We start from the raw sequence: 24509 nt of genomic DNA, 5'->3' as shown, positions 1-24509 counted from the left end.
TGATCAAAGGCCGTTGTGATTGGGATGACAAACGGTTTTCTTGACCACTCGGACCAGTTGATTCAGGTCGCTCGTTGTAGATAAGACAAAATATTGCCACTAAAAAGGCTTGTTTTCTATTTTTTTGCGAATAATCTTGTAATTCCAATAACAAAACGACGGCGGCGCAGTTAAAAATGACTCTTCGAATCGCAATCAATGGTTTTGGCCGTATCGGCCGCAATGTCCTGCGCGCCCTGTATTCCCAAGGTTATCGCCAGGATTTGCAGATCGTTGCCATCAACGATCTGGGCGACAGTGCAATGAACGCCCACTTGCTCAAGTACGACACCGTACACGGCACCTTCGATGCCGATGTGCAGCATGACCTTGAAAGCCTGACCGTCAATGGCGACCGGATCGCCGTCAGCGCCATTCGCAACCCCGCCGATTTGCCCTGGGCCGCGGAGAGAGTCGACGTGGTATTCGAATGCACCGGCCTGTTCACCGACCGTGCCAAAGCGGCCGCGCATCTTACCGCCGGTGCGCGCAAAGTGATTATCTCGGCACCGGCCAAGGGCGCCGATGCCACGGTAGTGTACGGGGTCAACCACGACATTCTGCGCCAGTCGCACCAGATCATCTCCAATGCATCGTGCACCACCAACTGCCTGGCCCCGGTGGCCCAGGTGCTGCATCGCGAGCTGGGCATCGAGAGCGGCCTGATGACCACCATCCACGCCTACACCAACGACCAGAACCTGACGGACGTCTATCACAGCGACCCGTACCGCGCCCGCTCCGCCACCCAGAACATGATCCCGAGCAAGACCGGTGCCGCTGAAGCGGTGGGCCTGGTGCTGCCGGAACTGGCGGGCAAGCTGACCGGCATGGCCGTGCGCGTACCGGTGATCAACGTGTCACTGGTGGACCTGACCGTGCAGCTCAAGCACGACGTCACGGCCCATGAGGTCAACGAACTGCTCAGGGAAGCCAGCCAGCACTCCAAAGTCCTCGGCTACAACACCCTGCCGCTGGTCTCCAGCGATTTCAACCACAACCCGCTGTCATCGATTTTCGACGCTAACCACACCAAGTGCAGTGGCCGGCTGCTCAAGGTCCTGGCCTGGTACGACAACGAATGGGGCTTCTCCAACCGCATGCTCGATAACTGCCTGGCGCTGTGCAACGCCGAATGAACCCCGTTGCCGTGGAGCCGCCAATGATTGGTATCAGTTTTACCCACACCACCATGGCGGCGCGCAAACGCATCGCCCTGGTCGCCCATGACCACTGCAAGGTGTTCTTGCTCGACTGGGTCGAACGCCAGAAGCACAAGCTCGCGCAACATGAACTGGTCGCCACCGGCACTACCGGCCTGTTGTTGAGCAAACGCCTGGACCTGCCGGTTGAAAGCATGATCAGCGGCCCGCTGGGCGGCGATCAACAGCTCGGTGCGCGAATCGCCGAGCAGCGGGTGGACATGCTGGTGTTCTTCTGGGACCCGTTCGAGCCACAACCTCACGATCCGGACATCAAGGCGCTGTTGCGCGTGGCGGCGGTGTGGAACATTCCGGTGGCCTGCAATGAATGCAGCGCCGACTACCTGCTCAGCAGCCCCTTGATGGATCAGCCGCACGAGTACCGGATTCCCGATTACCCGGCGTACCTGCAGGGGCGCAGATAATTGCTCAAAGTAGAGCTTGACCTTTTATACAGATGATAAGCATTATCATTCGCTTGAAATGGATCAGGTCCTACTGTGAGTCAGTCGCGCTTCAATCATGTCTTCCTCGCTCAGCGCGTCTCGCTGCTGCGCACCCTGGAGCGGATGGTCAACAACCACAGCACCGCCGAGGACCTCTTGCAGGAAACCTACCTGCGCGTGACCCGGGCACTGAGTGAGCGGGCCATCGAACACCTGGAACCGTTCGTGTTTCAAACCGCCCGCAACCTGGCGCTGGACCATTTGCGCGCACGCCGCATCCAATCGCGAACCATGATTGAAGACGTTCCGCTGGAGGTCGTGCAAAACGTCGCCGCACCACTAAGCAGTGCCGAGGATGCCGCCCATGCCGAACAGATGCTCGAACGCCTGAACGTCAGCCTTAACCAGTTGACCCCGCGCCAGCAGCAGATTTTCATCCTCAGCCGCTTGCACGGCCACAGCTATCTGGAAATTGCCGAGAAGCTTGGCGTCTCTCTGAGCACCGTGCAAAAAGACCTGAAGCTGATCATGGCAATCTGTGTCGGCGTGGCTGATCGCCATAACCGCCATTGATTCTGTCGGACAATGGTTTTGCACGACTGCGTCAGGACGCAGGCTTTGTTACCCTTGGCCGACGCTTGCATCACCCCAATTAAAAACCAGCCGTGCGCAGACGCGGTCGAGGAACACCCGTGACGGACACCCCGCCCTCCCACCCGCCAGCCTCGGCGCGGGACGCTGCCAGTACCCGCGCGATGGATCAGGCGCTGGACTGGCTGATCGTGCTGGACAGTCCGAGCGAAGCGCAAACCCGCGAGTTCCAGGCGTGGCTCGCCGCCGCCCCGTGCAACGCCGAGGCGTTCGCCAGGGCCCAGGCCATCTGGGAAGGCCCGCAGGTCGCGCAGTGCGCCCAGACCCTCAATACCGCCAAGCACAAAGTCAGCGTGCTCGGGCGCCTGCGCCCGCACTGGAAACCGCTGGCCACGGCGGCGGTGCTGATCCTCGGCTTGTTCAGCTTCAGCAACCTGCCGATGCGCCTGCAGGCCGATCACCTGACCGTGATCGGCGAGCGTCAGCGCTTGCAGCTCGAGGACGGTTCAAAAGTACTGCTCAACACCAACTCGGCGTTCTCCAGCACCATCGACGATCAGCGACGTGTTGCCCGCCTGTATCAGGGCGAAGCCTACTTCGAGGTCGCCGCCAATCCCGGCCTGCCGCTGGAGATCGATGCAGGGCCTGTCACCGCCAGCGTGCGCGACACGACGTTTGCCGTGCGTTACCTGGACGGTATCGCCCAGGTCCGCGTGCAACGCGGCGATGTCGACTTGCGCAGTGCCCACAGCGACGCCCGTGTCCGCCTGAGCGCGGGCGAAAGCATCCGGATCGGCCCCAATGGCTTCGACCAGCCGGCCAGGCTCGACCCGGCGACCGACCTGGCCTGGGTCCAGGGGCGACTGGTGTTTGAAAACTGCCCGTTGAACCAGGTGCTGGCCGAACTGCGTCGCTACTACCCGGGCTGGATCATCAACACCAACGAACAACTGGCCAACGTCGCGGTGACCGGCAATTACCGGCTGGACCAACCGCTGGACGTGGTCCGCTCGCTGGCCCACATCACCTCGGCCAGGCTCCAGGAGTTTCCGGCGCTGGTGATCCTGAATTAACCCGCCACGTACTGAATGAGAATTATTTTTACTCGATAGCGCAGCCCTGTACGTCTCGTCTTAGCCAATGCAATTGATTCGCATCATTGATGCCGATCTGCACCTATACGATTCGTGCGACACGGAGCGCTCTCGATGTCCCCTCGCCTCACCCACCGATCCTCGTCACCTTCCGCTCGCGTGCAGCACTGCACGCTGTCCCTGCTGACCGCGGCTATCCTGCTGGCCGGGGCGCAAGCGGCGCCTGTCATGGCCGCCACTGCGACCCAACAGCCCAGCCGCAACATGGGCGACTACACCTTCGCCATTGCCCAGCAGCCACTGGTGTCGGCCCTCAACGCCTTCACCACCGTCACGGGCTGGCAGGTCGGCTTGTCGGCTGAGCTGGCCGAAGGTGTTGCCTCGCAGGGGGTTCAGGGCGCACTGACACCGGAAAAAGCCCTGGATCGCCTGTTGGCGGGGACCAACCTGAGCTATCGCAAGCTGGGCAGTAACAACATCGTGCTGGAGAAGCGCAACCTCGGTGGCACCGTTGCCCTGCAACAGATGACCATCAGCGCCACGCGCCAGGAGCAGAGTGTCGACAGCGTGCCGGCCACTGTCACCGTGCACACCCGCGAAGAACTGGACCGCAACAACGTCAATACCATCAAGGATCTGGTGCGCTACGAACCGGGTGTTTCGGTCGGCGGCACCGGCACCCGGGGCGGCATCAGCGGCTACAACATCCGGGGTATCGACGGCGACCGGATCCTGACCCAGGTCGACGGTGTCGAGATTCCCAACGGTTTCTTCAACGGCCCCTATGCCAAGACCCAGCGCAATTACGTGGACCCGGAAATCGTCAAGCGCGTGGAAATCCTGCGCGGCCCGGCCTCGGTGTTGTACGGCAGCAACGCCATCGGCGGTGCGGTGAGCTACTTCACCCTCGACCCGGACGACATCATCAAGCCTGGCCAGGACACCGGTGCCCGCCTGAAAACCGGCTACAGCTCCGCCGATGATAGCTGGTTGAAATCCGCCACCGTCGCAGGTCGCGCCGAGCAGTTCGACGGCTTGCTGCACTTCAGCCAGCGCGACGGTCATGAAACCGAGTCCTACGACCACTACAACGGCACCGGCCTGGACCGTACCGCCGCCAACCCGGAAGACGTGCGCACCACCAACGTGCTGGCCAAGGCCGGCTGGAACTACGCCGACGATGCACGCCTGGGCCTGACGTACGAGAAGTACAAGGACGACCGCGACACCGACCAGCAAAGCGCCATCGGCGGACCGTTCAACAACGGCCAGCCAATGGGCATGTACCGCTCGCGCACCGGAAACGACACCATTACCCGCGAACGCTATGGCCTGGAAAACACCTTCGCCCTCGATTCCCTGCTGGCCGACAACGTCAAATGGACGCTGAACTATCAGATCGCCAAGACCGACCAGAGCACCCTGGAAAACTACTTTCCGATCATCCGCCACGTGATGCGGACCCGCGAAACCCTGTATGAAGAAAAACAATGGGTATTCGATGCGCAACTGGACAAGGCGTTTGCCCTTGGCGAAACCGGTCATGTACTGACCTACGGCACCACCCTCAAGCAGGAGAAAGTCACCGGCTCGCGCAGCGGTAGCGGCTACTGCCTGGCGGTAGGAGGTGGCTGCAGCGCCATCGGTGCCATCAGCCCCGCCGATGTCCTGAAAAAGTCCAGCGACTTCCCGGACCCGACCATCAACACCTACAGCCTGTTCGCCCAGGACCAGATCAGCTGGAACAACTGGACCTTCCTGCCGGGCCTGCGCTACGACTACACCGAACTCAAGCCGCACGTCACCCAAGAGTTCCTCAACACCGTGTCCCCCGACGGACGTGGCACGGTCAGCGACGAGAACAAGACCTGGAACCGCGTCTCGCCCAAGTTCGGCCTGACCTACGCCCTGACCGACAACTACACCTGGTACGGCCAGTACGCCGAAGGCTTCCGCACCCCAACGGCCAAGGCGCTGTACGGTCGCTTCGAGAACAGCACCATCGGCTACAACATCGCGCCGAACCCGGACCTGGAACCGGAAAAAAGCCAGAGCTACGAGACCGGCCTGCGCGGCAACTTCGAGGCGGGCAACTTCGATGTGGCGGTGTTCTATAACAAGTACCGCGACTTCATCAACGAAGACGCCGTCTCCCCCGGCTACAACGAGCTGACCTTCCAGAGCAACAACATCAAGCATGCGACCATCAAGGGTGTGGAACTCAAGGGCCGCCTGAACCTGGACGTCTTCGGCGCACCCCAGGGCCTCTACACCCAAGGCTCGATTGCCTATGCCCACGGGCGCAACGACGACACCGGCGAGCCACTGAACTCCATCAACCCGATGACCGGCGTGTTCGGCCTGGGTTATGAGCAGGACAGCTACGGCGCCTTGCTCAATTGGACCCTGGTGCAGAAGAAAAACCTGGTCGACGACAGCAGCTTCAAGTCGCCGGACGGCGTCAGCAGCCAGTTCAAGACCCCCGGCTACGGTGTGCTCGACCTGGCCGGTTTCTACAAGGTCACCGACGACGTGACAGTCAGTGCGGGCGTGTACAACCTGGCCGACAAGAAGTACTGGCAGTGGGACAACGTACGCGGCTACGACAGCGTGGGTGAGGCCGCCATGCTCAGCCCGGCCAACCTGGACCGCCTGACCGAGCCAGGCCGCAACTTCGCGATCAACCTGATCTGGGATATCTGATCACCACACCGTGAAAGGTCACTCACTGCGTTTTCTATACAAGGCGCAGTGAGGATTTTTACTGTGCAGCGCTCACTGGTTCGTCTAGTTACCAAGCGCATCTCATTCTCAAGGACTTCTACATGACTGCTGTCGACACCACCCAATGCGCGAGCCTGCGCTCACAACGCCTGAACCAGATCACCCACGAGCCGCACGCCAAACTCGATGCCCTGGTCAAAGCCCATGCGCCCTTTGAAACCCAGGCCAACTTTGCTCGTTTCGTCGTGGCCCAGTACCTGTTCCAGTCGGAACTGGTGTCGCTGTACAACGATGCGGATCTGACCGCCATCGTGCCCGACCTGCCGCAACGCTGCCGCGCCGAGGCGGCCAAGGCTGACCTGGCCGACCTGGAAACCGAGGTTCCAGCGCCAGTGGCCGGCGCCGTGAAAAACCCGGGCAAGGCCGAGGCCCTGGGCTGGGTCTTCGTTTCCGAAGGTTCGAAACTCGGTGCGGCATTCCTGATCAAGCGTGCAGTTGGCCTGGGCCTGAGCGAAACCTTCGGTGCCCGTCACCTGGGCGAGCCGGCCGGTGGTCGCGCCGAAGGCTGGAAGAGCTTCGTCAAGACCCTCGACGGCCTGGCGTTCAGCGCCGAAGAAGAAGCGGCGGTAGAGAAAGGCGCGATTGACGCGTTCAACCGTTTCACCGTGCTGCTGGAACAGGCGTACGCCACCGCACCTGAATTGGCCTGACTCATGAGGGAACGGGCTTGCCCCAATGCCGGTAGGAGCGAGCGTGCTCGCGATGGACGTTAACGATAACGCGTGCTTTCTGATTGAACGCGTTGTTCTTGAGTTCATCGCGAGCATGCTCGCTCCTACAAAGGTCGGCGTTCGCCTAACTGACCGGCATTGGGGCTTGCCCGCTCCCACCGGGACAGGTGCCCCGCGCACAACCGAACCGGCCCTTGCCGACCGAACGCCCCACTCGTCACCATGAGTCCCATGTCTCACCTCGCCACCTCCAAACTCGCCCGCATCCTCTTCGGCCTGCTGGCCTACGTCAGCCTGGGCATCGGTCTGCTGGCCATCGTCATCCCCGGCCTGCCCACCACCGAGTTCATCCTGCTGGCCGCCTGGGCGGCGACCAAAAGCTCACCACGCTTGAGTGCGTGGCTGGAAAACCATCGCCTGTTCGGACCGATCCTGAGCAACTGGCGCAACGGCAAAATCATCGCCCGCCGGGCCAAAGTCAGCGCCACCGTCAGCATGTTGCTGTGCGCCGGGCTGATGCTGGTGATGCTCGACCATGGCTGGCCGGTCTACCTGGCCATCGCCGGCATGAGCCTGGGCAATCTGTGGATCTGGTCCCGGCCGGAGTCCCTGGCACCCACGACCTGAGATCACGCGTTAATTTTTCTCAACGAAAACGCGCTAAAAACAGCTCGATAAGCCACTGATCCTGCCAAAACATCCGCTATTCATGACAAACACATGACCGTTCATCGGTTTCAATTCATGCCCGCTAACAGTAAGCCGATGTGACAAACATGGCGCTGAATGGATTTGGCGAAGAGGTCGACACCGACCCGATGCCAACCAGTCATCCATTCGCGAGATCGCCCCATGTTCGACTCTCTTTCCATCCGCCTTAAAATCGTGCTGTTGTCCGGACTGTGCCTGCTGGGTGTGGTCGGGCTGATTGTCGGTATGAACATCTACCAGACCAATCAGAACGATGAGCTTGTCAGCACCTCCAGCACACGCATGCTGACCGCCAGTGTCGAGAACCTGCTGCAGGCCAGGGCCGCAGAGCAAGCGGTACGGGTACAGAAGACGTTCGGCGAAAGCCTGTTGGTGGTGACCGCCCTCGCCGATCAAGTGGCGGACCTGCGCGCCATGGCCGCTCACCGCTCGCTCGACGCCGGGGCCCTGCGTGAGGCGTTGAACCAGAGCCTGAAAACCGCCTTCGAACGCAACACTGGGGTGCTGGGTATCTGGCTGGCCTACGAACCCAACGCCCTGGACGGCAAGGACAGCGAGTTCGCCAACGACGCCGCCCGGGTGTCCAACGAGGCCGGACGCTTTGCCAGCTACTGGAGCCGCGCCGCAGGTCAGGGGATCAACACGGTCATGGTCGAAGACGACATGACCAAAACCACCCTGAACCTCAGTGGCACGCCCTACAACAGTTGGTACACCTGCCCACGCGACAGCAAACGCACCTGCCTGCTGGACCCTTACGCCGACACCGTCAACGGCAAGGAAATGTTGATGACCACCATTTCCATACCGCTGCTGGTCGATGGCAAAGCCATCGGCGTGATCGGTATCGACATCGCCCTCGACGCGTTGCAAGCGGCTGCCGTCAACGCCCAGCACGCACTGTTCAACGGTGCCGGGCACATGCTGATCGTGTCCGGCAGCGGGGTACTGGCCGCCTACAGCACCGACGCCAAACACGTCGGTAAAAGCATCAGCGATACCCTCGGCAGCGACGGCAAGGCGGTGCTGCAACAGCTCGCGGCCGGTAGCCCGAACATCCTCAGGCAGGGCGAGCTGATTCGCGCGGTGTTCCCGGTCAGCCCGATTGCCGACACCAAGGCCTGGGGCGTGGTGATCGACCTGCCACGGCAGGTGCTGCTAGCCGACTCGGTCAAACTGCAAGCCGTGCTCGACGACGCCCAAAACAGCGGCACCTTCAAAACCCTGGCCGTGGCCATTGGTGCCGGGGTGCTCGGCCTGTTGCTGATCTGGCTGACCGCCTCCGGCGTGACCCGGCCGATCAACAGCGTCGCGACCATGCTCAAGGCCATTGCCAGCGGCGACGGTGACCTGACCCAACGCCTGAACTACAGCAAGCAAGACGAACTGGGCGAACTGGTGAGCTGGTTCAACCGTTTCCTCGACAAGCTGCAACCCACCATCGCGCAGATCAAGCAAAGCATCACCGACGCCCGTGGCACCGCCGACCAGTCTTCGGAAATCGCACGCCAGACCAGCGAAGGCATGCAGGTGCAGTTCCGCGAAATCGACCAGGTCGCCACGGCGTCCAATGAAATGAGCGCCACCGCCCATGACGTGGCCAACAGCGCTTCGAATGCCGCCAACGCCGCCAAGGGGGCTGACCAATCGGCCCGTGACGGGATGGCGATCATCGAACGCAGCACCCGCGACATCAACCAACTGGCCGAGGAAGTCAGCAAGGCCGTGACCGAAGTCGAAGCGCTGGCGGTGAACAGCGAGCAGATCGGTTCGGTACTGGAGGTGATCCGCAGCATCGCTGAACAGACCAACCTGCTGGCCCTCAACGCCGCCATCGAGGCGGCCCGCGCCGGGGAAAGCGGTCGTGGTTTTGCGGTAGTGGCCGATGAAGTGCGCAACCTGGCCAAGCGTACCCAGGACTCGGTCGAGGAAATTCGCTTGGTGATCGAACGGATTCAGAGCGGCACCCGCGGCGTGGTCGCCACCATGCACTCAAGCCAGACCCAGGCCCACAGCAACGCCGGGCAGATCCAGCAAGCTGTGCAGGCATTGGGCAAGATCAGCGAAGCGGTCACGGTGATCAGCGACATGAACCTGCAGATCGCCAGCGCCGCCGAACAGCAGAGCGCCGTGGCCGAAGAGGTCAACCGCAATGTCTCGGCGATTCGCACCGTCACCGAAACCCTGACCGAACAAGCCACCGAGTCGGCGCAGATCAGCAGCCAATTGAACTCACTGGCCACCCAGCAGATGAAACTGATGGATCAGTTCCGGGTATAAAAGGCTGAATGCTCCCCTGCGGCGAGGGAGCAGGCTCGCTCGCCACAATTGCTCTATGCTCAGCCCTCTCTTGCGGAGGGCCTTCGATGACCGATTTCCTGACGTCCATTCAAGCCGCGCTCGGGTTGCCTGCGACCGCCATCACGTTCACCGCCGACGGCGCCCTGCCCTCGGCGTTTGCCGTCACCGACCTGGCCTGCGCCAGCATCGCGGCGGCCGGCCAGGCCGTCAGCGAACTGCTGCGGCAACAGACCGGGCGCCTGCCGGCCCTTGAAGTCGACCGTCGCCTCGCTTCGTTCTGGTTTTCCACCTCGCTGCGCCCACTGGGCTGGAGCGTGCCGCCGCTGTGGGACCCGATCGCGGGTGACTACGCGGCCCACGATGGCTGGATCCGCCTGCACACCAACGCCCCGCACCATCGTGCCGCCGCCGAATCGGTCCTCGGTGCCTGTGCCGACCGTAAGTCGATGGCCGCCAAGGTCGCGCAATGGGCGAAAGACGATCTGGAGCGTGCGGTGGTCGAAGCCGGTGGTTGCGCCGCGCAAATGCGTTCATGGCAAGCCTGGCAGGCGCACCCCCAAGGGATAGCGGTCAACGCAGAACCGCTGATTGATCGCCCAACCGCTGGCAGCGCACGTTCGCCAGCCTGGCAAGGCTCGGTCGCGCAACCCTTGGCGGGCATCAAGGTACTGGACCTGACCCGCGTGCTGGCCGGCCCCATTGCCAGCCGATTCCTCGCGGGCCTGGGCGCCGATGTGCTGCGTATCGATCCACCGCACTGGAACGAACCCGGTGTAATTCCGGAAGTCACCCTCGGCAAACGCTGCGCGCGCCTGAACCTGCACGACAGTAGCGAACGCCAGGTATTTGAACACCTGCTCAAGGAGGCCGATGTCCTGCTGCATGGCTACCGTGCCGACGCCCTGAAACGCCTCGGTTACGGCGCCAGCGAACGACAGAAACTCGCCCCGGGCTTGATCGACATCAGCCTCAATGCCTACGGCTGGAGCGGCCCGTGGCAGCATCGTCGGGGCTTCGACAGCTTGGTGCAAATGAGCTGCGGCATCGCTGAGGCCGGCATGCACTGGAAGCATGCTGGCACACCCACCCCGCTGCCCGTTCAAGCACTCGACCACGCCACCGGCTACTTGATGGCCGCCAGCGCGATCATGGCACTGACCCAGCGCCTGAAAACCGGACAAGGGGCTGCGGCACGCTTGTCATTGGCGCGAACAGCGAAATTGCTGATTGAACAAGGCCCCGGGACCGGGGCGCCGCTGCGGGCTGAAGACGCTCGTGATCGGGGCTCGCTGATCGAGCAAACGGCCTGGGGCCCGGCGCATCGCTTGCACGTACCGCTGAAGATCAGCGCAACGCCGTTGCAGTGGGCAATACCGGCCGGGGAACTGGGCGCCCATCGGGCACAGTGGTGAGGATCACTCCACGAACGTGCTCGCGATGACCGCTTGAAACTCAGTCGGCTCGACTCAACGACGTCCACAACACCTGCGCCGCATACGCCCGGTACGGCCGCCAGGTCTCGGCGCGGGCCAACAACCCGCCCGGCGTCACCGGCCCGCCTTCCAGCGCCGTCAGTGCGTTGATCAAGCCCACATCCCCTGAAGGAAAGGCATCGGCTTCACGCATCTGCCGCAAGGCGATGTACTGCGCCGTCCAGTCGCCGACGCCCCACAGCGCCAGCAATGGCGTGGTGCAGGCGGGTAAATCACCTTTGGGCTCGAACAACCGGGGATCGTCGAGCAATGCCTGCGCCACCCCCGACAAGGTCCGCCCACGGCTTCGGGGCATACCGAGGGCCGCCAGATCCGCCTCGGCCAGCACCCGGCTCGACGGAAAGACATGGGTCAGCGGCGCGAATGACGGCTGCAGACGCTCGCCATACTGCGCAACCAGTTTGCCCGCCAGCCTGATCGCCGCGCCGACGCTGATCTGTTGCCCCAGCACTGCGCGAATCGCCAGCTCCAGGCCATCCCAGGCCCCGGGCACCCGCAGACCGGGATGCCTGGCAATCAACCGCGCCATCAGCGGGTCCGTCGACAGGTGCCGATGAATCCCGGGCAAGTCGGCGTCCAGATCGAACATCCGCCGCAGCCGCCGTACAATTTCCGGTACTGCAAAAATGTCAGGAAACCGCAGCACGACGTCCAGGGCGTCACCCTGCGCCTGGGTGATCGAAAACGTGCCGTGCACACCATCCAGACTGATGCTGCGCGAATACACGCCATCGACCACCGTCTCCAGCCCGGCAATCGCCCGGGCCGCTAGAAACCCCAGCATCGCCGGCCAGTCATAGGCCCCCTGATAGTCGAGCCGCAGCCTCACAACGACAGCACACCACTGTACAGTCCATAGGCCGCCAACCCGGCGCCCGCGATGACGCAGGCAAAGATACCCTTCTCGATGTGGGTGAACAGTGGCTGGCCCTGCTCCCGCTTGGCCTTGGCGAACAGAATCACCCCCGGCGCATACAGCAGCGCCGACAACAGCAGGTACTTGACCCCGCCGGCGTACAGCAACCAGACCGCGTAACTGAGTGCGATGGCACCGATGATCAGGTCCTTGGTGCGCTCGGCGGACGCGTGTTCATAGGTTTCGCCACGCCCGCTCAACAACACCGCATACGCTGCCGACCACAGGTAGGGCACCAGGATCATCGACGAGGCCAGATAGATCAGGCTGGTGTAGGTGCCTTCGGAAAACAGGGTGATCAGCAGGAAGATCTGGATCATCACGTTGGTCAGCCACAAGGCATTGACCGGCACGTGGTTGGCGTTTTCCTTTCTCAGGAATGCCGGCATGGTCTTGTCCCGGGCCGTGGCGAACAAGATCTCGGCGCACAGCAACGCCCACGATAGCAAAGCGCCTAACAGGGAAACCGCCAGGCCGAGGCTGATCAGCAACGCTCCCCAGGGCCCGACAATGTGCTCGAGCACCGCCGCCAGCGACGGGTTCTGCAGGTTGGCCAGTTCCGGCTGGGTCATGATGCCCAGCGACAACACGTTGACCAGCACCAGCAAGGCCAGCACCCCGATAAAACCGATGACCGTGGCCCGGCCCACATCCGAACGCTTTTCGGCGCGGGCCGAGTAGACGCTTGCGCCCTCGATGCCGATGAACACGAACACCGTGACCAGCATCATGTTGCGCACCTGATCCATCACGCTGCCGAAGTTCGGGTTGCTGTGGCCCCAGATGTCACGGGTGAAGACATCCGCCTTGAACGCCACCGCGGCAATCACGACGAACATCACCAGCGGCACGATCTTGGCGACGGTGGTCACCTGGTTGATGAACGCCGCCTCCTTGATCCCCCGCATCACCAGAAAATGCACGGCCCACAGCAACAGCGAAGCGCAGCCGATGGCAATCGGCGTGTTGCCCTGGCCGAAAACCGGAAAGAAATAGCCCAGGGTGCTGAACAGCAGCACGAAGTAGCCGACGTTCCCCAGCCAGGCACTGATCCAGTAGCCCCACGCGGATGAAAACCCCATGTAGTCGCCAAAGCCGGCCTTGGCGTAGGCATAGACCCCGGAGTCCAATTCGGGCTTGCGGTTGGCCAGGGTCTGGAAGACAAACGCCAGGGTCAACATGCCCACGGCCGTGATGGCCCAACCGATCAGGATCGCCCCGGCGTCAGCGCGAGCCGCCATGTTCTGTGGCAAGGAGAAAATCCCCCCGCCAATCATTGAGCCGACCACCAGGGCGATCAACGCACTGAGTCGTAGCTTTTGCGCCGGTTGCGACATCGTCACCTCTCAAATCGACTGTTTGTCATGTTGGCGAACCATAACAAGGGTTCACCCGATTAATTATCCAGCGCGACATATCGTTTATCAGACACGGATAAAAAATAGACCGCTTTTAGAACTGTCTCATCTATGCCGCCTGGGTATTTTCGCCAGTTTTATGGCTTATTCCAGATAAATCCATGCTGTACTGAAAACAGACGCCAAAAATTTGCAGATTCTGGAAAACGAACTAGCTTCATAACCTGCAGCAATAGCAACAATTCCCGTTCCAATCCATCCGAGGCCTCTGGGAGAGGCTTCTCAGTCCGTTCCGCAAGCATTCATAAGTCACTCATTAACAATGGAATGTCGCAATGAACTGATCTACGTCAGCTGATGGAAACGCAAGCAGTTCTACTCTGTGGTCTCACTTCTCCTGCATTGGAGTCACGCAATGTCTGAATCTCCCGGAAAACTACGACTTGGTGCCTTAGTCGCGCTGGTGGTCGGCTCAATGATTGGTGGCGGGATCTTCTCTTTGCCACAAAACATGGCGGCAAGTGCCGATGTCGGTGCCGTCCTGATTGGTTGGGCAATCACCGCTGTCGGTATGTTGACCCTGGCATTTGTCTTCCAGACACTGGCCAATCGCAAGCCTGACCTGGACGGCGGTGTCTACGCCTACGCCAAGGCCGGTTTCGGCGACTATATGGGTTTCTCTTCCGCCTGGGGCTACTGGATCAGTGCCTGGCTGGGGAACGTCGGTTACTTCGTGCTGCTGTTCAGCACCTTGGGCTACTTCTTCCCGATTTTTGGGGAGGGCAATACCGTAGCCGCTGTGATCGGTGCCTCGGTGCTGTTGTGGGCCGTGCATTTCCTCGTCTTGCGGGGGATCAAGGAAGCGGCGTTCATCAACCTGGTGACCACCGTCGCCAAGGTCGTACCGCTGTTGCTGTTTGTCCTGATCGCGGTGTTCGCGTTCAAGCTGGATATCTTCACCGCCGACATTTGGGGCCTGAAAAACCCTGACCTGGGCAGCGTAATGGACCAGGTGCGCAACATGATGCTGGTCACCGTCTGGGTGTTCATCGGTATCGAAGGCGCGAGCATCTTCTCCGCCCGTGCCGAAAAGCGTTCTGACGTCGGTAAAGCCACCGTGATCGGCTTCATCACCGTGCTGCTGTTCCTGGTGCTGGTGAACGTACTGTCGCTGGGCATCATGACCCAACCGGAACTGGCCAAACTGCAGAACCCGTCGATGGCCGCCGTGCTTGAGCATGTGGTCGGTCACTGGGGTGCGGTGCTGATCAGCGTCGGCCTGATCATCTCCCTGCTTGGCGCACTGCTGTCGTGGGTCCTGCTGTGTGCGGAGATCATGTTCGCCGCCGCCAAAGACCACACCATGCCGGAGTTCCTGAGAAAGGAAAACGCCAACCACGTACCGGTCAATGCCTTGTGGCTGACCAACGTGATGGTGCAGGTGTTCCTGATCATCACCCTGTTTTCGGCCAGTACTTACCTGTCGCTGATCTACCTCGCCACCTCGATGATCCTGGTGCCTTACCTGTGGTCGGCGGCCTACGCCCTGCTGCTGGCGGTGCGCGGCGAGACATACGAGAACGCCCTGGCCGAGCGCAAGAAGGACCTGATCATCGGCGGCATCGCCCTGGTCTATGCGGTCTGGCTGATTTATGCCGGCGGGTTGAAGTACCTGCTGCTGTCCGCCTTGCTCTATGCCCCTGGCGTGATCCTGTTCGCCAAGGCCAAGCACGAGTTGGGCAAACCGGTTTTCACCAACGTCGAGAAGCTGATTTTCGCCATGGTGGTCGTTGGCGCCCTGGTGGCAGCCTACGGTCTCTACGACGGCTTCCTGACCCTGTAACACCAAGTTTGTTTTGTCATCTGGAGGATCACTGTAATGAGCACGGAAAAAGTTAAGTACGGCGTACATTCCGAAGCCGGCAAACTACGCAAAGTCATGGTTTGCTCCCCGGGCCTGGCCCACCAGCGGCTGACCCCGAACAACTGTGACGAGCTGCTTTTCGATGACGTTATCTGGGTCAACCAGGCCAAGCGTGACCACTTCGACTTCGTGACCAAGATGCGTGAGCGCGGTGTCGAAGTCCTGGAAATGCACAACCTGCTGACCGAGACCATCCAGAACCCGGAAGCCCTGAAGTGGATTCTGGACCGCAAGATCACCCCGGACACCGTAGGTGTCGGCCTGTGCAACGAAGTACGCAGCTGGCTCGAAGGCCTTGAGCCACGCAAGCTGGCCGAGTACCTGATTGGTGGTGTGGCCGGTGAAGACCTGCCGGACAGCGAAGGTTCCAGCATCATCAAGATGTATCGCGACTACCTGGGTCACTCCAGCTTCCTGCTGCCGCCGCTGCCCAACACCCAGTTCACCCGCGACACCACCTGCTGGATCTATGGCGGCGTGACACTCAACCCGATGTACTGGCCGGCACGACGCCAGGAAACCCTGCTGACGACCGCCATCTACAAATTCCACCCTGAGTTCATCGGTGCCGAATTCGAAGTCTGGTACGGCGATCCGGACAAGGATCACGGTCAGGCCACCCTCGAAGGCGGCGACGTCATGCCTATCGGCAATGGCGTAGTGTTGATCGGCATGGGCGAGCGGACCTCGCGCCAGGCTATCGCCCAACTGGCCCAGTCGCTGTTCGCCAAAGGCGCCGTTGAGAAAGTCGTGGTCGCCGGCCTGCCGAAATCCCGCGCGGCGATGCACCTGGACACCGTGTTCAGCTTCTGCGACCGCGACCTGGTCACTGTCTTCCCTGAAGTGGTCAAGGAAATCGTGCCGTTCGTGATTCGTCCTGACAGCAGCAAGCCTTATGGCATGGACGTGCGCCGGGAAAACAAAACCTTCATCGAAGTGGTTGCCGAGTCCCTCAACCTCAAGACCCTGCGCGTCGTTGAAACCGGTGGCAACAGCTTCGCCGCCGAACGCGAGCAGTGGGACGACGGCAACAACGTGGTGGCCGTGGAGCCTGGCGTGGTGATCGGTTACGACCGCAACACCTACACCAATACCCTGCTGCGCAAGGCCGGGATCGAGGTCATCACCATCAGCGCCAGCGAGCTCGGCCGCGGCCGTGGCGGCGGCCACTGCATGACCTGCCCGATCGTGCGCGACCCAATCGATTACTAACCTTTAGCCAAGGCCCGCGCCTATCCGGCGGGGCCTTGGGGATAACCGAAACCCAAGGAGATCCAAAATGGCTTTCAATATTCATAACCGCAATCTGCTGAGCCTGGAACACCACACCCCTCGCGAATTGCGCTATCTGCTCGACCTGTCCCGCGACCTCAAGCGCGCCAAGTACACCGGTACCGAGCAGCAACACCTCAAAGGCAACAACATCGCGCTGATCTTCGAAAAGACCTCGACCCGCACCCGCTGTGCGTTCGAGGTCGCGGCCTATGACCAGGGCGCCAACGTGACCTACATCGACCCGAACTCCTCGCAGATCGGCCACAAAGAAAGCATGAAGGACACCGCCCGCGTTCTGGGGCGCATGTACGACGCTATCGAATACCGTGGCTTCAAGCAGGAAATCGTCGAAGAACTGGCCAAGTTTGCCGGTGTACCGGTGTTCAACGGCCTGACCGATGAGTACCACCCGACCCAAATGATCGCCGACGTCCTGACCATGCGTGAGCACGCCGACAAGCCGATCCACGACATCAGCTACGCCTACCTGGGCGACGCGCGTAACAACATGGGTAACTCGCTGCTGCTGGTCGGCGCCAAGCTGGGCATGGACGTACGTATCTGCGCACCCAAGGCCCTGTGGCCGGCGGACGACCTGGTCGCTCGCTGCAAGCAATACGCAGAAGAAAGCGGCGCCCGCATCACCCTGACCGAAGACCCGAAAGCCGCGGTCAAAGGCGTGGACTTCATCCACACCGACGTCTGGGTCTCGATGGGCGAACCGGTTGAAGCCTGGGCCGAACGTATCAAGCAATTGCTGCCATACCAGGTCAACGCTGAACTGATGAAAGCCACCGGCAACCCACGCACCAAGTTCATGCACTGCCTGCCGGCCTTCCACAACAGCGACACCAAGATCGGCAAACAGATCGCCGAGCAATACCCGCATCTGGCCAACGGTATCGAAGTCACTGACGACGTGTTCGAATCGCCGGCCTGTATCGCCTTTGAGCAAGCGGAAAACCGCATGCACACCATCAAGGCGATCCTGGTATCGACCCTGGCTGATCTTTAACGTACCCGATCGTTCCCACGCTCTGCGTGGGAACGATCACTCTGGGAAGGACTGCAATTATGCGTATCGTCGTTGCCTTGGGCGGTAACGCCCTCCTGCGTCGTGGTGAACCCATGACTGCGGACAATCAACGCGCCAATATCCGGATCGCCACTGAGCAGATCGCCAAGATCCACCCTGGCAATCAGCTGGTGATCGCTCACGGTAATGGCCCGCAAGTCGGCCTGCTGTCGCTGCAAGCTGCGGCCTACACCTCCGTCTCCCCTTACCCGCTGGACGTGCTCGGTGCCGAAACCGAAGGCATGATCGGCTACATCATCGAACAGGAACTGGGCAACCTGCTGGCCTTCGAGGTGCCGTTCGCGACCCTCCTGACCCAGGTTGAAGTCGACGCCAACGACCCGGCGTTCAAGAACCCGAGCAAGCCGATCGGCCCGGTCTACACCAAGGCCGAAGCCGAAGCACTGGCCGCCGAAAAAGGCTGGGCGATTGCCCCCGATGGCGACAAGTTCCGCCGCGTGGTGGCCAGCCCGAAACCCAAGCGCATCTTCGAGATCCGTCCGATCAAGTGGCTGCTGGACCAGGGCAGCATCGTGATCTGCGCCGGCGGTGGCGGCATTCCGACCATGTACGACGAGAACCGCAAGCTCAAGGGCATCGAAGCGGTGATCGACAAGGACCTGTGCTCGGCGCTGCTGGCCGAACAGCTGGAAGGTGATTTGCTGGTGATCGCCACCGACGTCAATGCCGCGTACATTGATTTCGGCAAGCCGACCCAGAAAGCCATCGCCCAGGCACACCCGGACGAAATGGAAAAACTCGGCTTCGCGGCAGGTTCCATGGGGCCCAAGGTTCAAGCCGCCTGCGAGTTCGCTCGCAACACTGGCAAAGTCGCGGTAATCGGTTCACTCTCGGACATCGAAGCGATTGTCCAGGGCAAGGCCGGTACCCGTATCAGTACGTCCAAGCCTGGCATTACTTACCTGTAAGGAGAGACGTCTATGGCACAGTTTGAGCCAGGCCACTTGCACATCGAGCGTCATGCACTGACCCCGGATGATGTCAGCTACAACCTGCACCTCGACTATGAAGTCAGCAAGAACCCCAAGGGCGAAAAAGGCATTCAGTTCACCATGCATGGCAGCATTCAGGGCAAGGACATGAGCGAGTCGTTCTTCCTGCCCAAGGAGGAGGCCTACAATTTCGCCAACAACGTGACAAAAATCGCCGAGAAGTACGGCATTCCAAAGACACACAGCCAGATCGGCTCGGTTCACAAACATTACGATTTGATGTTTGAAGACATACGGGTGCAGTTGAATATGAAATCGGGCGACCCGGTAAACCCCGAACATTTCGAATAACCCAGCGACCTGAGGGAGCGGTTTGACCGCTCCCTCAGGGATCCGCGTTGACCCGAAGTCCTGCACTGGATTTCACCTTCCCCCCCGCGCCAAGGCATACTTGCCCCCCTTCGCACTGCAGACCCTAAAACCGCCCCATGCGTATCCACGTCAGCTTCATCGACCGCGTCGGCATTACCCAGGAAGTCCTGGCCTTGCTTGGTGGGCGAAATCTCAACCTGGATGCGGTGGAAATGGTCCCGCCGAACGTTTACATCGATGCCCCGACCCTCAGCCCTCAAGTGCTTGAAGAGTTGCGCGATGCGCTGTTCAGCGTGCGCGGCGTGCAAGCGGTCACCGTGGTCGACATCCTTCCCGGCCAGCGTCGGCACCTGCAACTCGATGCATTGCTGGCGGCCATGACCGACCCGGTGCTGGCCCTCGACAGTGCCGGCAACATCCTGCTGGCCAACCCGGCACTGATTGCCCTGTACGGCCGTGAGCCGGCCGGGGAAAGCGTGACCGAGTTGTTTGCCGACCCAACGTTGCTCGACGCCCTGCTCGAACACGGCTTTCGCCTGGCGCTGCGCGAGATCACGGTCAATGGCCAGACCTTGCTGCTGGACGCGACACCGATCACCGATGCCGGCGCCCTGTTGACCCTGTACCAACCCAACCGCATTGGCGAACAACTCTCGGCACTGCACCACGATCACGCCGAAGGGTTCGACGCCTTGCTTGGCGAGTCCCCGGTCATTCGCACCCTCAAGGCCCGTGCGCAACGGGTCGCGGCCCTCGATGCGCCGCTGCTGATCCAGGGTGAAACCGGTACCGGCAAGGAGTTGGTGGCCCGCGCCTGCCACGCCATCAGCGCCCGGTACAACGCGCCATTCCTGGCATTGAACTGCGCGGCATTGCCGGAAAACCTCGCCGAAAGCGAGCTGTTCGGCTATGCCCCCGGCGCCTTCACCGGCGCGCAACGGGGCGGCAAGCCGGGGCTGATGGAGCTGGCGAACCAGGGCACGGTGTTTCTCGACGAGATCGGCGAGATGTCGCCGTACCTGCAGGCCAAGTTGCTGCGCTTCCTCAACGACGGCAGCTTCCGCCGGGTGGGCGGTGATCGTGAGATCAAGGTCAATGTACGGATCCTCAGTGCGACCCACCGTGATCTGGAAAAAATGGTCAGCGAGGGCCAGTTCCGCGAAGACCTGTTCTACCGCCTCAACGTGCTCAACGTCGAAGTGCCGCCGCTGCGCGAGCGCGGCCAGGACATTCTGTTGCTGGCGCGCTACTTCATGCAGCAGGCCTGTGCGCAGATCCAGCGCCCGGTCTGCCGCCTGGCGCCCGGCACCTACCCGGCCCTACTCGGCAACCGCTGGCCGGGCAATGTGCGGCAGTTGCAGAACGTGATTTTCCGCGCGGCCGCGATCTGCGAAAGCAGCCTGGTGGACATCGGCGACCTGGATATCGCCGGCACTTCCGTGGCGCGGCAAGGCGACAGCGAGGTCGACAGCCTTGAGCAGGCCATGGAGTCGTTCGAAAAGACCCTGCTGGAAAAGCTCTACGTCAATTACCCCTCGACCCGCCAACTGGCCAGCCGCCTGCAAACCTCTCACACCGCCATCGCTCATCGGCTACGCAAGTACGGGATTCCCGGCAAAGCCTGAGCCCCGATAACGGCCCCGTGGCGAGGGAGCTTGCTCCCTCGCCACAATTGACCGCAAGGCACCCATTCTTCGCGCCAAAAGCGACCTCTACCTGTACTGAAAGCGCTACAGCGGAACGATATCGCTACACACCCCCTTCAGCGCGGCTACGCAAGGCTTTGATCCCCATAGGCTTTTTTCCACGCCTTGATCTGTAGCGATTTCGCTACAGGCGCATTCGTCCGCCACCCGAAAACAACTCGTAACCTATTGATTTTAAACAATTTAAAAACATTGGCCGCGATATTGCTTTGTAACCACTCATAAAACAGGGCTTTGCCCGAACAATCCATCGCGTCCACCAGACAAGTCTGGCCCCCTGAGGAGTTTCCATGAGCGAGTTGCGTTTTACTGAAGATCACGAATGGCTGCGTACCGAAGCTGACGGCAGCGTAACAGTCGGCATCACCGCGTTCGCGCAGAACGCCCTGGGGGACGTTGTTTACGTACAACTGCCAGAGCTGCAGTCCTACGAGCAAGGCGCCGAAGCCTCCACCGTTGAATCGGTAAAGGCCGCCAGCGGCGTGTACATGCCGTTGACCGGTGAAGTCGTCGAAACCAATTCGGCACTCGAAGGCAACCCTGAGCTGGTCAACGAAGACCCGCTGGGCCAAGGCTGGTTCTTCCGCTTCATTCCGGCGGACGCCGGCGCTGTCGGCCAACTGCTGGACCAGGACGCCTACGACCGCCTGATCAAAGCCCAAGCCGAAGCCTGAGGAGACCGCACATGACTCAAGTCAACCTGAGCACTGCCAACGAATTCATCGCGCGTCACATCGGCCCGCGTTCGGGCGACGAGCAAGCCATGCTCAACAGCCTGGGGTTTGATTCCCTGGAAGCCCTGAGCGCCAGCGTCATCCCCGACAGCATCAAGGGCACCAGCGTACTGGGCCTGGGCGACGGCCAGAGCGAAGCCGAGGCCCTGGCCTCGATCAAGGCCATCGCCGGCAAGAACCAGCTGTTCAAGACCTACATCGGCCAGGGCTACTACAACTGCCATACACCTTCGCCGATCCTGCGCAACCTGCTGGAAAACCCGGCCTGGTACACCGCCTACACCCCGTATCAGCCGGAAATCTCCCAAGGCCGCCTGGAAGCGCTGCTGAACTTCCAGACCCTGATCAGCGACCTGTCCGGCCTGCCGATCGCCAACGCCTCGCTGCTGGACGAAGCCACCGCCGCCGCCGAAGCCATGACCTTCTGCAAGCGCCTGAGCAAGAACAAGGGCAGCCATGCGTTCTTCGCCTCCAGCCACTGCCACCCACAAACCCTCGACGTGCTGCGCACCCGTGCCGAGCCATTGGGCATCGACGTAGTGGTGGGCGATGAGCGTGAACTGACCGACGTCAGCCCGTTCTTTGGTGCGCTGCTGCAATACCCGGCCAGCAACGGTGACCTGTTCGACTACCGCGAACTGACCGAGCGCTTCCACGCCACCAATGCCCTGGTCGCCGTCGCAGCCGACCTGCTGGCCCTGACCCTGCTGACCCCGCCAGGCGAATTCGGCGCCGACGTGGCCATCGGCAGCGCCCAACGCTTCGGCGTGCCGCTGGGCTTCGGTGGCCCGCACGCCGCCTACTTCGCCACCAAGGACGCGTTCAAGCGCGACATGCCGGGCCGTCTGGTCGGTGTGTCGGTAGACCGTTTCGACAAGCCGGCCCTGCGCCTGGCCATGCAGACCCGCGAACAACATATCCGTCGCGAGAAAGCCACCAGCAACATCTGCACCGCCCAGGTACTGCTGGCCAACATCGCCAGCATGTACGCGGTGTACCACGGCCCCAAAGGCCTGGTGCAGATCGCCACGCGCATTCATCACCTGACCGCGATCCTGGCCAAGGGCCTGGGCGCGCTGGGCCTGAACGTCGAGCAAGACAGCTTCTTCGACACCCTGACCCTGGCCACGGGTGCACAAACCGCCGCCCTGCACGACAAGGCCCGCGCCCAGCGCATCAACCTGCGCGTGGTCGATGACCAGCGCCTGGGTCTGTCCCTGGACGAAACCACGACCCAGGCCGACATCGAAACCCTGTGGAGCCTGCTGGCCGACGGCAAGTCGCTGCCGGACTTCGCCGCACTGGCCGCCTCGATCCACAGCCGCATCCCGGCGTCGCTGATTCGCCAATCGGCGATCCTCAGCCATCCAGTGTTCAACCGTTATCACTCGGAAACCGAGTTGATGCGCTACCTGCGCAAACTGGCGGACAAGGACCTGGCCCTGGATCGCACTATGATCCCGCTGGGCTCGTGCACCATGAAACTCAACGCCGCCAGCGAAATGATCCCCGTGACCTGGGCCGAATTCGGCGCCCTGCACCCGTTCGCCCCGGCCGAGCAAAGTGCCGGCTACCAACAGCTGACCGACGAACTGGAAGCGATGCTCTGCGCCGCCACCGGCTACGACGCGATCTCGCTGCAACCGAACGCAGGCTCCCAGGGTGAATACGCCGGCCTGCTGGCGATTCGTGCCTATCACCAGAGCCGTGGCGAAGACCGTCGCGACATCTGCCTGATTCCCTCCTCGGCCCACGGTACCAACCCGGCCACCGCCAACATGGCCGGCATGCGCGTGGTGGTCACCGCTTGCGATGCCCGTGGCAACGTCGACATCGAAGACTTGCGCGCCAAGGCCATCGAGCACCGCGAACACCTCGCCGCGCTGATGATCACCTACCCGTCCACCCACGGCGTGTTCGAGGAAGGTATCCGCGAAATCTGCGGCATCATTCATGACAACGGCGGCCAGGTGTACATCGACGGCGCCAACATGAACGCCATGGTCGGCCTGTGCGCCCCGGGCAAGTTCGGCGGCGACGTATCCCACCTGAACCTGCACAAGACCTTCTGCATCCCTCACGGCGGTGGCGGCCCGGGCGTCGGCCCGATTGGCGTGAAATCCCACCTGACCCCGTTCCTGCCGGGTCACGCGGCCATGGAACGCAAGGAAGGCGCGGTCTGCGCAGCACCGTTCGGCAGCGCGAGCATTTTGCCGATCACCTGGATGTACATTCGTATGATGGGTGGTGCCGGTCTCAAGCGTGCTTCGCAGCTGGCGATCCTCAACGCCAACTACATCTCCCGTCGCCTCGAAGAGCACTACCCGGTGCTGTACACCGGCAGCAACGGCCTGGTGGCCCACGAATGCATCCTCGACCTGCGTCCGCTCAAGGACAGCAGCGGCATCAGCGTCGATGACGTGGCCAAGCGCCTGATCGACTTCGGTTTCCACGCCCCGACCATGTCGTTCCCGGTGGCGGGCACGTTGATGATCGAACCGACCGAAAGCGAATCCAAGGAAGAACTGGACCGTTTCTGCGAGGCCATGATCCGCATCCGCGAAGAAATCCGTGCGGTGGAAAACGGCACCCTGGACAAGGACGACAACCCGCTGAAGAACGCCCCGCACACCGCGGCGGAAATCGTTGGCGAGTGGTCGCACCCTTACAGCCGTGAACAGGCGGTGTACCCGGTGGAGTCCTTGATCGAAGGCAAGTACTGGCCACCGGTCGGTCGCGTCGACAACGTGTTTGGCGACCGCAACCTGATCTGCGCCTGCCCGTCGATCGAAAGCTACGCTTAAATCACCACCACAATGATCGTTCCCACGCTCTGCGTGGGAATGCCTCTCAGGACGCTCGGC

The 24509-nt window shown here is 61.6% G+C and carries 19 protein-coding genes and 1 pseudogene; 18 read left to right on the top strand and 2 right to left on the bottom strand.

Annotation, left to right across the window (positions count from 1 at the left end; all coding sequences use genetic code 11):
- The first annotated feature begins 176 nt into the window (after window positions 1–176).
- The 10 genes and pseudogenes from gap (at window position 177) to CKW07_RS13055 (ending at window position 11251) form a co-directional block, all read left to right on the top strand.
- A complete protein-coding gene (gene gap, locus CKW07_RS13095) occupies window positions 177–1178 on the top strand; it encodes a type I glyceraldehyde-3-phosphate dehydrogenase (protein ID WP_095145279.1) in 1002 nt (333 codons plus the stop codon).
- A gap of 23 nt (window positions 1179–1201) precedes the next feature.
- Window positions 1202–1666, top strand: coding sequence for a methylglyoxal synthase (locus CKW07_RS13090; RefSeq protein WP_095145278.1), 465 nt, complete (start codon window positions 1202–1204; stop codon window positions 1664–1666).
- 75 nt (window positions 1667–1741) lie between these two features.
- A complete protein-coding gene (locus CKW07_RS13085) occupies window positions 1742–2260 on the top strand; it encodes an RNA polymerase sigma factor (RefSeq protein ID WP_095145277.1) in 519 nt (172 codons plus the stop codon).
- A gap of 119 nt (window positions 2261–2379) precedes the next feature.
- Window positions 2380–3351 (top strand): FecR domain-containing protein, encoded by a 972-nt coding sequence (locus CKW07_RS13080; protein WP_095145276.1) that lies wholly within the window; start codon window positions 2380–2382, stop codon window positions 3349–3351.
- A gap of 135 nt (window positions 3352–3486) precedes the next feature.
- Window positions 3487–6075 carry a TonB-dependent receptor gene (locus CKW07_RS13075; protein ID WP_095145275.1) on the top strand — a complete coding sequence of 863 codons (2589 nt, stop codon included), beginning with the start codon at window positions 3487–3489 and terminating at the stop codon, window positions 6073–6075.
- Window positions 6076–6197: 122 nt separating this feature from the next.
- The gene (locus tag CKW07_RS13070) at window positions 6198–6806 is read left to right on the top strand and encodes a biliverdin-producing heme oxygenase (RefSeq protein ID WP_095145274.1); all 609 of its coding nucleotides are present in this window, start codon (window positions 6198–6200) and stop codon (window positions 6804–6806) included.
- A 252-nt stretch (window positions 6807–7058) separates the two neighbouring features.
- Window positions 7059–7454, top strand: coding sequence for a YbaN family protein (locus CKW07_RS13065; protein WP_095145273.1), 396 nt, complete (start codon window positions 7059–7061; stop codon window positions 7452–7454).
- 159 nt (window positions 7455–7613) lie between these two features.
- Window positions 7614–8912, top strand: a pseudogene (locus CKW07_RS25970) (chemotaxis protein); the annotation flags it as partial.
- 150 nt (window positions 8913–9062) lie between these two features.
- Entirely contained in the window at window positions 9063–9818 is a 756-nt protein-coding gene (locus CKW07_RS25965; RefSeq protein ID WP_371850654.1) for a methyl-accepting chemotaxis protein, read from the top strand.
- A gap of 86 nt (window positions 9819–9904) precedes the next feature.
- Window positions 9905–11251 (top strand): CoA transferase, encoded by a 1347-nt coding sequence (locus tag CKW07_RS13055; RefSeq protein WP_095145271.1) that lies wholly within the window; start codon window positions 9905–9907, stop codon window positions 11249–11251.
- Window positions 11252–11291: 40 nt separating this feature from the next.
- Here CKW07_RS13055 and CKW07_RS13050 read toward each other — a convergent pair whose 3' ends face one another.
- Window positions 11292–12161: a DNA-3-methyladenine glycosylase gene (locus CKW07_RS13050; protein ID WP_095145270.1), complete on the bottom strand. Its 870-nt coding sequence runs from the start codon at window positions 12159–12161 to the stop codon at window positions 11292–11294.
- Window positions 12158–13585: an arginine-ornithine antiporter gene (arcD, locus tag CKW07_RS13045; RefSeq protein ID WP_095145269.1), complete on the bottom strand. Its 1428-nt coding sequence runs from the start codon at window positions 13583–13585 to the stop codon at window positions 12158–12160. Before arcD (CKW07_RS13045) ends, CKW07_RS13050 begins: the two co-directional genes overlap by 4 nt.
- Window positions 13586–14021: 436 nt before the next feature.
- Between arcD (CKW07_RS13045) and arcD (CKW07_RS13040) the strand changes: the two genes are divergently transcribed.
- The 8 genes from arcD (CKW07_RS13040) to gcvP all read left to right on the top strand — a co-directional run bounded on the left by arcD (CKW07_RS13040) (window position 14022) and on the right by gcvP (window position 24449).
- Window positions 14022–15449, top strand: a complete 1428-nt coding sequence (gene arcD, locus CKW07_RS13040) for an arginine-ornithine antiporter (protein WP_095145268.1) — start codon at window positions 14022–14024, stop codon at window positions 15447–15449.
- Between the two features lie 36 nt (window positions 15450–15485).
- Window positions 15486–16742 (top strand): arginine deiminase, encoded by a 1257-nt coding sequence (arcA, locus tag CKW07_RS13035; RefSeq protein ID WP_095145267.1) that lies wholly within the window; start codon window positions 15486–15488, stop codon window positions 16740–16742.
- Window positions 16743–16809: 67 nt separating this feature from the next.
- On the top strand, window positions 16810–17820 hold the full coding sequence (locus tag CKW07_RS13030; protein ID WP_095145266.1) for an ornithine carbamoyltransferase: 1011 nt from the start codon (window positions 16810–16812) through the stop codon (window positions 17818–17820).
- A 59-nt stretch (window positions 17821–17879) separates the two neighbouring features.
- Complete coding sequence (gene arcC, locus CKW07_RS13025) at window positions 17880–18809, top strand: carbamate kinase (protein ID WP_095145265.1); 930 nt, start codon at window positions 17880–17882, stop codon at window positions 18807–18809.
- A gap of 12 nt (window positions 18810–18821) precedes the next feature.
- On the top strand, window positions 18822–19184 hold the full coding sequence (locus CKW07_RS13020) for a DUF5064 family protein (RefSeq protein ID WP_095145264.1): 363 nt from the start codon (window positions 18822–18824) through the stop codon (window positions 19182–19184).
- A gap of 137 nt (window positions 19185–19321) precedes the next feature.
- Window positions 19322–20830, top strand: coding sequence for a sigma-54-dependent transcriptional regulator (locus tag CKW07_RS13015; protein ID WP_095145263.1), 1509 nt, complete (start codon window positions 19322–19324; stop codon window positions 20828–20830).
- A gap of 371 nt (window positions 20831–21201) precedes the next feature.
- Window positions 21202–21585 carry a glycine cleavage system protein GcvH gene (gene gcvH, locus CKW07_RS13010; RefSeq protein WP_095078536.1) on the top strand — a complete coding sequence of 128 codons (384 nt, stop codon included), beginning with the start codon at window positions 21202–21204 and terminating at the stop codon, window positions 21583–21585.
- 11 nt (window positions 21586–21596) lie between these two features.
- Complete coding sequence (gene gcvP / locus CKW07_RS13005; RefSeq protein WP_095145262.1) at window positions 21597–24449, top strand: aminomethyl-transferring glycine dehydrogenase; 2853 nt, start codon at window positions 21597–21599, stop codon at window positions 24447–24449.
- Window positions 24450–24509 lie beyond the last annotated feature (60 nt).

The organism is Pseudomonas sp. Irchel s3b6 (assembly GCF_900187415.1).
Taxonomy (GTDB): domain Bacteria; phylum Pseudomonadota; class Gammaproteobacteria; order Pseudomonadales; family Pseudomonadaceae; genus Aquipseudomonas.
This window is presented reverse-complemented; position numbering and strand designations above follow the sequence as displayed.